The sequence below is a fragment of the Okeania sp. SIO2B9 genome (assembly GCF_010672505.1).
GTDB lineage: Bacteria > Cyanobacteriota > Cyanobacteriia > Cyanobacteriales > Microcoleaceae > Okeania > Okeania hirsuta.
Genome location: NZ_JAAHGK010000002.1, coordinates 44,209 through 55,410, shown reverse-complemented (window position 1 = coordinate 55,410; position 11,202 = coordinate 44,209). Strand labels below are relative to the sequence as shown.

Annotated in this window: 9 protein-coding genes and 1 pseudogene; 3 read left to right on the top strand and 7 right to left on the bottom strand. The window is 38.8% G+C overall.

Annotated features, from left to right (window positions below; genetic code table 11):
* Positions 1–30: 30 nt before the first annotated feature.
* Positions 31–786 (bottom strand): annotated as a pseudogene (locus tag F6K13_RS00345) (protochlorophyllide reductase); the annotation flags it as partial.
* 762 nt (positions 787–1,548) lie between these two features.
* On the opposite strand from F6K13_RS00345, the gene F6K13_RS00340 reads away from it, so the two are divergent.
* The gene (locus F6K13_RS00340; RefSeq protein ID WP_287286639.1) at positions 1,549–1,803 is read left to right on the top strand and encodes a hypothetical protein; all 255 of its coding nucleotides are present in this window, start codon (positions 1,549–1,551) and stop codon (positions 1,801–1,803) included.
* A gap of 580 nt (positions 1,804–2,383) precedes the next feature.
* Positions 2,384–3,301: a homoserine kinase gene (gene thrB, locus F6K13_RS00335; RefSeq protein ID WP_124155406.1), complete on the top strand. Its 918-nt coding sequence runs from the start codon at positions 2,384–2,386 to the stop codon at positions 3,299–3,301.
* 451 nt (positions 3,302–3,752) lie between these two features.
* On the opposite strand, the gene F6K13_RS00330 is transcribed toward thrB, so the two are convergent.
* Both F6K13_RS00330 and F6K13_RS00325 read right to left on the bottom strand, forming a co-directional pair.
* Positions 3,753–3,878: a hypothetical protein gene (locus tag F6K13_RS00330; protein WP_287286637.1), complete on the bottom strand. Its 126-nt coding sequence runs from the start codon at positions 3,876–3,878 to the stop codon at positions 3,753–3,755.
* A gap of 367 nt (positions 3,879–4,245) precedes the next feature.
* Positions 4,246–6,078 carry an ABC-ATPase domain-containing protein gene (locus tag F6K13_RS00325; protein WP_124146751.1) on the bottom strand — a complete coding sequence of 611 codons (1,833 nt, stop codon included), beginning with the start codon at positions 6,076–6,078 and terminating at the stop codon, positions 4,246–4,248.
* A gap of 626 nt (positions 6,079–6,704) precedes the next feature.
* On the opposite strand from F6K13_RS00325, the gene F6K13_RS34810 reads away from it, so the two are divergent.
* The gene (locus F6K13_RS34810) at positions 6,705–7,085 is read left to right on the top strand and encodes a hypothetical protein (RefSeq protein WP_339379761.1); all 381 of its coding nucleotides are present in this window, start codon (positions 6,705–6,707) and stop codon (positions 7,083–7,085) included.
* 300 nt (positions 7,086–7,385) lie between these two features.
* Here the strand turns inward: F6K13_RS34810 and F6K13_RS00315 are convergent, their stop codons facing one another.
* The 4 genes from F6K13_RS00315 to F6K13_RS00300 all read right to left on the bottom strand — a co-directional run bounded on the left by F6K13_RS00315 (position 7,386) and on the right by F6K13_RS00300 (position 10,944).
* Entirely contained in the window at positions 7,386–8,291 is a 906-nt protein-coding gene (locus F6K13_RS00315) for an LD-carboxypeptidase (protein WP_124146752.1), read from the bottom strand.
* Between the two features lie 315 nt (positions 8,292–8,606).
* Complete coding sequence (locus tag F6K13_RS00310; RefSeq protein ID WP_287286635.1) at positions 8,607–8,882, bottom strand: hypothetical protein; 276 nt, start codon at positions 8,880–8,882, stop codon at positions 8,607–8,609.
* A 13-nt stretch (positions 8,883–8,895) separates the two neighbouring features.
* Complete coding sequence (locus F6K13_RS00305) at positions 8,896–9,318, bottom strand: ATP-binding protein (protein ID WP_124146753.1); 423 nt, start codon at positions 9,316–9,318, stop codon at positions 8,896–8,898.
* Between the two features lie 186 nt (positions 9,319–9,504).
* Entirely contained in the window at positions 9,505–10,944 is a 1,440-nt protein-coding gene (locus tag F6K13_RS00300) for a GAF domain-containing SpoIIE family protein phosphatase (protein ID WP_124146754.1), read from the bottom strand.
* Positions 10,945–11,202 lie beyond the last annotated feature (258 nt).

The window sequence follows — 11,202 nt, the reverse complement described above, 5'->3', positions numbered from 1 at the left end:
TCCCGCTATTCCAGAAAAATATTACTGGGGGATATGTTTCTGGAATAGCGGGAAAATTTTCTGGAATAAAGGATAATGATTTCGGAATAGAGGCGTATCTGCCACACATCCAGGATACAGAGAACTAAAAACAATCCCTGTTGACTCGTGATAACGCCGATGTAACTCCCGCATTGTCAAAACATTACAGAGTTTACTATCTTTATAAGCCTTACCAGACTTAAACTTTTTGCCATTAATCATAGAAATAGGAGCTTTGAAACCTGCTTCAAAACCCTGAAGATTTCCCAAATCTGGAGGTGCTGGAATTGGAATCTTTCCTCCCAACTCTTTCGGGTTAGCTGTTACAGTTCCCAAAATCACCAATCTTTTATCCGCAGCAGGAGACTGTTTCAAATCCTCTAACATAATGTTACATAGGAGAAAATGTCCCAGATGATTTGTCGCCACACTCAATTCATACCCATCTGGACTACGCATCGGTTCTTTTAATAGAGGCAAATATACCGCAGCGTTGCAAACCAAAGCTTCTAGAGACCTACCGCTTTCTCTGAAAGTATTAACAAACCGTCGTACACTATCTAGACTAGCCAAATCTAGGTGCATCACAGTGTAGCTATCTTTTGCCATTCCTACTTCTTGGGCAACTTTTTCTGCTTTCGAGAGGTCTCGACAAGCCATCACTACATACCATTGACCTGTTTTTGCTAAAGCTTTGGCAGCGTGTAAACCCACCCCTGACGATGCACCTGTGATTATTACTGTTGATTTATGATTTTGTTCCATTCTCAATGAGATTTTGTAAAATTCAATTGACTAATCTCATGATTTTACAACAGTCTTGACCAAATCAAAAGTCTAGTGTGAATTACTATACCGTTTCACGGAAGTCAAAAGTCAAAAGTCAAAAGTCAAAAGCAGGATTTTATAGAGCTACAAGACTTTGACTATACAGTAATTTCAGGAAATTATTTCACATTTAAAGTTGGAAACTATTTGTGACATCTTTGAAATAGAATAAATTAGACATCTCCTCCAAAACAGGGAACAGGGAACAGGGAACAGGGAACAGGGAACAGGGAACAGGGAACAGGGAACAGGGAACAGGGAACAGGGAACAGGGAACAGGGAACAGGGAACAGGGAACAGGGAACAGGGAACCCACCCCTCGCCCCTCCCCCTCCCAGGAGGGGAGTAATTGATAATTTCTGGATAATAATTGATTTTATTTTTGATTTTTACCAGATGTCTATTTATTTTACAGAATTACCCAAATAAACCCAGTTGCTACTAGGAGAAATTGTGGTTTTAACGATAGATATTTAGGAAAAAATTGAGTTTCTAGGTTCCTGTAAGTAAGTCATATAAAATCAATTCTTAAAAAAATAAAAAGATGTAATTTTAAATACAAATTATCAAATCTAGACTCTGATTATAGCATTAATAGGAATAATTCTCTGATTGTAAACTTTAATCACAAGACTAAAGTGTTTTTACCCTACTGATGATAGTTTTAAGAATGTAAATTAACTGACATAGGATCAAGTTATGGCAATCTTTAAAGATGACCATGAGCACGGACACCAACATATCTACGGTGGTGTCGGACCAGACGCTAGTAAGTGGTTCGGCGAAGGTTTTGAGAGCCAGAAAATTAAGGAAGGAACCTATATCATAAAATTCGAGTGTCCTTTTGATGGTATTCCAGCACCAGTTTGTACTATTACTGGAAATGAGTGGAACGGAATGCTACGCAAAGAGCCATTTTTAGCCAGAGCAACGTATTTCCCTTGCCCCTACTAGCTTTGAAGGCATTTTCGCTATAAAAAATATCAAAGTACTGTTAGTAGAGAAGGGATCTGAATTCAGTGGTCGCTCTAGGTTTCTCCACCAATCTCTGAAATACGTTTGTCTTATACTGTATTATTGCGACATACGCATTAGTAGAAAAGGAATATGTTAACTAGGAGGTTTATAGAACCCTGATGGTATCTTGACCTTGATGACAATTTTGAGCCATGGAGTCTTCGTGGGATAGAGGCAAGAGGAGAAACTGGTATTAGACAGAAAAACGTTGCGTAAGTCCTGAGAATATTGTCAACTACGCAAATTATTCAGTATTCTAAATAAACTACTCTAACTAATAAAATAACAATGACCAAAAAAGAGGGTCAATAGCCTCCCCTTTCAAGGGGATGAAAAAAGTAAACTTCAGTATTTTCTTGCCTCCGACTGAGGCCAGAGGTACTGATAACTGATAACTGATATAGCACTACAAGAATTGGTTAGGACATTTTTCAATCCGAAAATCCTTTTACAGTTTGCTATTCCCTGTTCCCTGTTCCCTATTCCCTAGCGCGTAGCGCTATAACTGATAACTGAAATGACCACACCTTCCTCTGTTACCGTTACCGTTCCCGCAACTACTGCAAATATCGGCCCTGGTTTTGACTGCATCGGTGCTGCTCTCTCCTTATATAACCGCTTAAAATTTTCTATTGCGGATAGCGCAACAGAACTCAAAATTTCTGTCACTGGCAAAGAAGCTGCACGAGTAAGCACAGATAATACCAATCTCGCCTATCAAGCATTCGTCAAATTATATGAACATCTCGACCAAATACCGCCATCTGTAGAAATAGAAATCGACTTAGGCGTACCCTTAGCTAGAGGTTTAGGAAGTTCAGCTACTGCAATAGTCGGAGGTTTACTCGGAGCAAATCAACTGGCGGGACATCCTTTGAATCAAACAGAAATAATGAATTTAGCGATCGCTATTGAAGGACACCCAGATAATGTTGTACCTGCCTTACTCGGCGGCTGTTGTTTAACAGCTTCCACCCCTACTGGTTGGGAAATATGTGATATTCCTTGGCATTCTGATATTGTGCCAGTAGTTGCAATTCCAGATTTTGAACTTTCAACAGCAGAAGCGCGACGAGTTTTACCAACAGAGTACAGTCGCGCCGATGCAATATTCAATGCTGCCCATTTAGGCATTTTGTTAAGAGGTTTAGAAACTGGTAATGGAGATTGGTTAAAAGCTGGAATGCAAGATAAAATTCACCAACCCTACCGTAAGTCTCTAATCAAAGGATATGAAAAAGTCAGATTAGCTGCTTTAGATGCTGGTGCTGATGAAATGGTAATTAGTGGTGCCGGACCGACTTTATTAGCACTGACAAATTCACTCACAACATCAGCAGTAGTAACAGCAATGGCAGATACTTGGAAAAATCAAGGAGTAGTTACAGAAGTAAAAGCTTTAGATATTGATACTACAGGAGCAATTTGTAATTAGCTTGGTGATTTGATAGAAGGCGATCGCTACCTTGGTATAATTGGCAAACAAACACCAATGCTTGTCCAAATTTTCCATAAATTTAGCGATCGTCATAATTTTTTCCTTCTAGATTAAATATACATATAGCACTTTCGGTGCAGACTGGTATGCAAACGTGCAGGTAATATCATCTCCGGATAATTAGACTTGTCGCTTTATAACTTAAAAAATCCTCAAAAACTTTGTTCTGTCAGGATTGTAGCTATTGGCAGCTAAAAAGTTTTGGAATTATTGCTCTGTCTAGGTTGGAGCGATTTTTTCCATCTATTTAGCCACAACTCTATTAGTTATGAAAAAAAACTATCCTTTCAGTTGCTATCGCAAATCTTTTTTTTCTCTCTAAGACCTACAGACGTTCCATGCAACGTCCCTACTACTCCCTACTCCCTACTCACTTATTTATCAGTATTCAACCGGAGGTGATATCACCAAATAAATCATTTTTTGTACCTTTTTCCCAAAAAGCTCTTCCCTGTTCTACCAAGCGTGAAAAAAGAATGTTACGAATAATTAGAAGAGTTAAAATACTTGACATCAGATGTTACAAGTGACTAAAAAGACATCCTAAGAAATGAGACTTAATATATTAATTCTGTACGTCGCCCTAACGACGGAGACCCTAACTGAGTTCCGAGTTCTGACTCCTAAGTACTCACATAATTATTTGTAGCAAACATTTGTCATGCTTGGTATTCCCTGTTCCCTACTTCAGGCCAAAATTTATATCTTTTTCACCAGAGGTCTATTTATCAGTATTCAACCGGACATAATATAACAGGGAACAGAGAAAGACTGTTAAACTATCAGCTCTATTCAATGAGTCAATATTTATATACCCAATTTCAATGCTAAACAGCTTATGCTAAATGTTAATATTAAACATTATTTTTCCTCAGCAGTAATTATTTAACTTTCAAAGTGCGTAAACGATTGATCGCTGCTGCCAACTCAAAACGTCGGAAGATAGCTAAATCTGCTTGTGGAAAAGGAAGCAAAACATCCAAACCTTTAGATTCAATATCTACCATAATAGCATCAACAACTTCTGACAATGTTCGATCACTATCCATGTATTGTTTTTTAGCATAAACCATAGCTGCACCAATCGCCGTTAGTTGGTCTTTACTCACTAACTGTTCAACACTAGAGAGATCAACATCCTCGCTACCAAATACAACCTCATCAACGTCTCGTACTTTTAAACGCACATCTCGTCGTCCCCGACTGGGATCTAAACTTTCTGATAGTGGTATCCGCGCTCGAATTTCGCCAAACTCTTCACCACCTTCAGGAGTACGACCAGTAACATACTTTTCGGCGATCTCTTTAGCTTTTTCTGTAACTTCCCTTGCTTTAAAGTTTTCCATAGCAATGATTTTATCTGCCACTTCAAAATAATCACCACTACCACCCATAACCAAAATTGTTGATACTTGATAGTCATTATATAACTGTCTTACCTTATCAATAAAAGGAGAGATCGGTTCATTATCTTTCGCAATAAGTTCTTGCATCCGGCGATCGCGAATCATAAAATTAGTTGCTGCCGTATCCTCATCTACTAACAATATAGGCGAAGTTGTAGCAATTTCTTCAGGTGGATCTTTTTTAACACCTATCTCCAAAACTTCCATAATATTTGCAGCTTGAGAGGTACTACCACTAGCATTTTCAGTAGTAAATTCAGTAGTAGAACGACCTTGAGGCAATTGATTAATAAACGGCGAAATATCTACACCTGCAACACTACGACCATCCTCTGCCCTAATTTTCACCGCTGCTGGATCTGTCACCACAAATTCACGTCCATCACCAGGAATATGGTTATAAACCCCTAATTCAATCGCTTTAAGGAGAGTAGACTTACCATGATAACCGCCACCCACAATTAAAGTCACACCTTTAGAAATTCCCATGCCAGAAATTTTACCTTGATTCGGACATTCAAGCTCTACCTCCAAAGATGCAGGAGACTGAAATGGTACTACATTCTCAGATGACAAAGGACGACTGTCAACCCCGCTACGACGTGGTAAAATTGCACCATTAGCAACAAAAGCAACCAAATTTTTTTCCACCAACTGCTTCCGTAAAGAATCTGTATCTTCTACAGTTTCTACATGACGGCGACAAGCATCAGCATCTAATTGTTCATATTTGAGACTCCGATGAACAATATAAGGCATATCATCACACAACATTTCTGCGGCCTGTCTGCCTAGAATACGACGACCATTTGCCGGTAATCCAACTATTAACCGTACTTCAACACCTTTTTGAGGATTGTTTTTTAATTTTATCGGTTTTCCTCTTTGTAAAGCGGGGTTTGAGCCAGGAGAAACAACTTTAGGAGCTGGAGGATCTATATTAGCCAAATATACCGATGTTCGTTCCAGCACTTCCTGTCCCATTTTCGTAATTGCCACCATCCCACTTTTGCCAGTGCCACGGCGTCCACTGACCTCATAAGCCATTCTGTCAAATTTACGAGTCAGGAAATCTCGTAGGGCAACTTCTCGAATTGGACTTTTATAAAGTTCTGGAGGAAAAGCAGCAACTGTATAAGGCACCTGTACCCGAAGTTTACTAGGAGCGCCAAAGGGGTCTCCCTGAATATAATCAATGATTAGGGTAAAGTCAGGAAATTCGTAACTACCTTGAATGTCTCTGTAGGCTTTGTAGTTACAGTTGTCTAGGTCTAAAAGTTTCTGCCTCAGAGTTTGTTGATTAGTCATTTTTCAGGTATCAGGTGTCATTTCAGTTATCAGTTATCAGTTATCAGTTCCTCTGGCTGTGAGCTTCCGCATTCCGCAGGAAAGTCAAAGGCTTGAAATACTGAAGTTTATTTTGTTTATTCCCCTTCAAGGGACAGGAGACCTTATTTTTTGGTCACTATTAAGATTTTGTATTTGACGATTGATCTTTTATAGTCAGTGCCTGTAAGAATACAGAGTATTTTATAGATTAGAACATATATTTAATCAGTAACCAAAAACCTTACAGTAAAATTTGTAATTATGGTCTAATGATAACCATTATTTTCCAAAATGTATAAGTTAATCCAAACCTCTAATTATACTCTTGCTCAAGTATAATATCAAGCCTAAAAATCAGAAAAAAAAGATAAGAAATATTTTACTACTGAGTATAATAGGAAAATTTCGTTGGATTTAGTTATACTGAAAGTCAGATAAAAAATTGGGTATCAGACAAACAACCAGTCCAAATATCTAAATTAACAGCAAAAAAGATAGAGCAATTCATTGGTCAAGTTTTAGGCGATCGCTATCGTATCCAATCTGTACTTGGCGGTCAAACTGGTCGTAGAACTTTTCTTGCTAATGACTTACAAACAAATTTGTTGGTTGTTGTGAAGTTGTTGCTATTCAGTCCTGACTTCACTTGGGAACAACTGAAACTGTTTGAGCGGGAAGCTGAGGTGCTGAAATTTATCGAACATCCAGCTATTCCTCAATACCTGGATTACTTTGATGTAGAGATGGGGTTAGGAAAAGGTTTTGCCTTAGTTCAAACTTATATTGAGGCTAAATCTTTTATCTCGATTTTATTTGGAACAATTAGATTTCGTATTACTCAATCAAAGATTTCTCACTCTTTGGAAATATTCGGGTTGAGGTGGTGGCAATTAACTGCACCTCGACAAAAGATTACACAAATTGAAATTACCCCCTCATATATAATACAAAGAGAGCGAAGGAGGTACTCTTGCAGTACCTCCTAAAATTAACATTTGGGTAGGAACGAAGAAATTCACAGTAGGTGATAATTTAAGATGGAATAATAATTTCGACTTGACTCCCCCTGAGCGTGATTGCCTTGCTCAGGAGTTAAGCTCCTGGCTAAATTTACCGATTAGCAGGAATTTTTAATAAAAAATTTTGACTCGCCAAAAGGTTAAAATTCAGGAAGGAAAAATCACTAAGTCTTGGGAAAAGATGAAGAATGCTTAGAGGTTGTACTCCCATCACAATGAAATTAAGTTGGAAGTAGTCAAGTATCCTAACTAACAACTCCCTACTCCCTACTTCCTGTTAATTTCTAGAATACCTTTGTCACCATCAAGATTGGCCTCAACTCCCACAGGTAAAGCAGCATTAGGACCATCGTGGCCAAAAGGAAGTTCGGAAACAATGGGAATGTTTAGATCGGACAGGCGATCGCGCAATACGTCTTCAACAGTAAACTCTGTATTATTCATAAGGCCAGGGGAACATTGACTAAACCGCCCCAGAGCAATACCATTTACCTGCTGTAAAACCCCAGCCATCCGCCAGTGGGTCAACATTCGGTCAATACGGTAAGGAACTTCATTTGTATCTTCTAAGGCTAAAATTGTCCCAGTCAAATCTGGTTGATACTTAGTGCCTAATAAATGACCAGCTACAGTCAAATTTGCAGGCATTAAATATCCCTTTGCCTGGCCTCCACCCCAACCATTGCCCTTTAAAGGTTCTAGGGAACGACCCTCTACCAAGTCAAATAGTCGTTGAATTGACCACTCTGGTTCTGCAGCTAAAGTAGTTAATAATGGACCATGAACACAGGAAAAATTGCTAATTTTACTAAAAGTCCACAACAGGGCAGTAATATCAGAAAAACCAATCAACCATTTAGGAGCAGGCAATGAAAAATCATTGAGGTTTGGCCAGTTTTCGAGTAAGCGAGTCGTACCATAACCACCCCTAGAGCAGAGAAGACCACGATAATTTTCATTACTCATCGCTGCTATTAATTGAGTGAGGCGACTTTCGTCTGTACCTGCTAAATAACCCCATTTCTCATCATAACCAGGAGTTAATTCTACTTGGTAGTCATGCGATCGCCAAATTTCCACTCCCTTTTCAAAAGCATCTAATTCTCGCAGACAACCGCTTGGTGAAATAACTTGTAGTAAGTCACCAGGTTTTAACCAATTTTGATTTAGCATATTATTATTGTAGAAGGAAAAAGGAAGAAGTTTGATTATTTATCTTCCGTTATTTGAACTATAGCAACCGTCAGGTTGATTAGGATAATTAGTGGGAGCATCTTGCTCGCGTTATGAATCATATCATGTCCCCTAGTGTCGTTTTTGTAAAAGTTAGCGTGAATATCTACAGCATATTTAAGTTTTTTCAGGCTTTTAAGCCTTCTTCCCTCTTACTTCTTCCTTACCCTTACCAAAGTTATGTTATAATTTTATCCATTCTTTCAACAGTAATGGTATTGATTGAACTAGGGACAAATCATCTAATGATATCAGCTACGATCGCCTCCGCTCCAATGAAAAGAAAGCGGTCGTTTTGCTGGCGCACAACTCCGTTAACGCTGCGCGATATGTTTGCGGAGTATGACCTAGGAAAAAGCGGAGCTTCCCGTAGGGTGGGATGGCGATCTTCGGAGCGGGTCTGCAAGAACGGGTCTCCTCGCCATATCCAATCGACCAAGAGAGAGGATGTATTTCGGTTTCTTTCCCATCTCCCCATCTCCCCATCTCCCCATCTCCCCATCTCCCCATCTTCCCATCTCCCTCTATCATTACGGCGACACCACTACCTAACTTGATTCACAACTAAAATATTACGATTTCGGTCACCTACTCGTTTATACATAAACTTATCAACACTGTCTTTTGCTAAATATATTCCTAATCCACCTATAGGGCGTTTATCTAAGGTTTGTTGTAAAGTTTCTTCTGTTACCATTTCTGCTTGAGTAGGGTCATAAGGTATGGCTGTATCTTCAATATAAACAGTTAAATTGTGCTCATTTATTTCTGCTTGTACAGAAATATCTCCTGCTAAACCAGCTTTATCATAGCCATGAGTAATAATATTTGTTGCTATTTCATCTACTGCTAAACGTAATTTATATGATGCTTTTTTTTCTAAACCAGCTTCTTTTCCTGCCGACATAATATACTGACCAATTTTTCCTAAAGAGTCTAGGTTAGCTGACACTATTAAAGGTTTCATAATGCTCCTTTTTTTTTAGTTTTTTTTAGTAATAATTTTCATCTTTTGTGTGGCGGGTTTAATACCCCATCGTCACCCGCAGTCCTTAAAATTGTTTTGGGTTTGAATCCCACCATGCAATTCTCCCTTCTACCTCCCCCCTTTGAAAGGGGGGAAGGGGGGGATACCTTCTGCCTTATGCCTTCTTCAATAATTTCGACGCACCGCTAATATTGTAATATCATCAAATTGTGGCGCATCATCCATATAATTAAATAAATTATCTTTAATGCGTTCCATCAATTCTGAGGCAGAATTAGCAGATTTTTCTACTATTTCTTTTAGCTTATTATCTGTAAATAACTTTCCATCAGGAGATTTTGCCTCAGTTACTCCATCAGTATAACCTATTAATATATCTCCCCTTTCTAAATGAACCTGCTGAATTCCAAACTGCATATTTGGCATCATTCCTACCGCAGGACCAGTAGAATTTAATAGTTGTTTTATTATACCATCTTGATTAACAATAAATAGCGGTTCATGTCCTCCATTAATATAGCTGAGTATACCCGTTTTCGGATCTAGCACCCCAAAAAATAATGTGGCAAACATACTCATTTGCCAATGTTTTTCTGCAACATAGTTGTTTGTAAGACGAACAGCTTGAAGAGCATTCTGGTGAGCTAAGTTAGTTGCATTTGACTCACCTATCCAATCAGAATTTTTAGGTTTATGTGCTTGAAGTATAGGAGCTGCTGTTCCTCGGAATTGAATTTCCCCAGAAAAAATACGAATTAAGCTGCGGAATAGAGCCATAAATAATGCTGCCCCTACTCCTTTATCACAAACATCTGCAATTACTAATCCTATTTGATTGTTATCAAATGTGAAAGCATCGTAAAAGTCTCCTGCCACTTGCTTTGCTGGATGAAAACAAGCAACTATTTCCCAATCATCCAACTTAGGAAGATCGTAGGGAAGAAAGTCTATTTGAATCTGTCTACCCTTTTCCAATTCATTGTCTAGAGCTTTAGAATAAGTATCGAGTTGCCCATAAAGTCTGGCATTTTCTAATACTAATCCGATGTGTTCCGCTATAGCTTGCATTGACTCTGCCATTCTCAAAGTAAAATGATTTGTTTGAGAATGCAGCAAGGTAATGATACCAAGCAACTCTTTTTTTCCATTGATAATTGGAACACCCAATGCTGAACGAACTATATAAGGTTGATCGGGTAAAGTCAACCAGCGGTCGTCTTGTTCGGTATCTGTAATTAGTCCTAGCTCAAGGTTGCGACTTACCCAACCTGCTAACCCTTTATCTAAAACATTACCAATTAATTTAGCACGTTGTTCTGGAGTTACTTCCGCGCGAGTCAGAATAGCATCTATAATTTTTCCAGATGCGGGATCTAGTAAAAATAAACTTCCTTTCTCCGCATTACAGGATACATCAGCACAAACATCTAAAGTTTTTTGTAAAGCTCCTCTAATAATTCCTCCTGGTGAGCAATGACAACCTCTTGTGACTTCTATCAGTATTTTTTGAGCGAGTCGGAAAGCCACCATTTCATCTTGGAGTTTAGTCATCTCCTGACGTAGTGAGTCTATTTCTGCTCTCAAGTTTTCTTCTGTAGATACCATTGTTTCTAATACTCTTAGCCTTATTTTTAGGTAGTCCTGCATAGTAATTGTATACAGGAAAAAGGAATATATGGTATGGGAGCAAGATGCTCCCACTGCTATGCAGCGTCCCTTTGGCTCTGACTAAAATGGTGAAAAGTCAACTTAATCTCATAAATTCAAAGCCTCCATCCCCGTGTCTCCGTGTCTCCTGTGTCTCCGTGTCTCCGTGTCCCCGTGTCTATCGAGAATGAAACAGCCCTGGGGGGTAGGGGGGAT

Coding starts and splice junctions, on each gene's coding strand:
- F6K13_RS00340 (WP_287286639.1), top strand. CDS start 1,549: ATGGCAATCTTTAAAGATGACCATGAGCACGGACACCAACATATCTAC.
- thrB (WP_124155406.1), top strand. CDS start 2,384: ATGACCACACCTTCCTCTGTTACCGTTACCGTTCCCGCAACTACTGCA.
- F6K13_RS00330 (WP_287286637.1), bottom strand. CDS start 3,878: ATGTCAAGTATTTTAACTCTTCTAATTATTCGTAACATTCTTTTTTCA.
- F6K13_RS00325 (WP_124146751.1), bottom strand. CDS start 6,078: ATGACTAATCAACAAACTCTGAGGCAGAAACTTTTAGACCTAGACAAC.
- F6K13_RS00315 (WP_124146752.1), bottom strand. CDS start 8,291: ATGCTAAATCAAAATTGGTTAAAACCTGGTGACTTACTACAAGTTATT.
- F6K13_RS00310 (WP_287286635.1), bottom strand. CDS start 8,882: ATGATAGAGGGAGATGGGAAGATGGGGAGATGGGGAGATGGGGAGATG.
- F6K13_RS00305 (WP_124146753.1), bottom strand. CDS start 9,318: ATGAAACCTTTAATAGTGTCAGCTAACCTAGACTCTTTAGGAAAAATT.
- F6K13_RS00300 (WP_124146754.1), bottom strand. CDS start 10,944: ATGGTATCTACAGAAGAAAACTTGAGAGCAGAAATAGACTCACTACGT.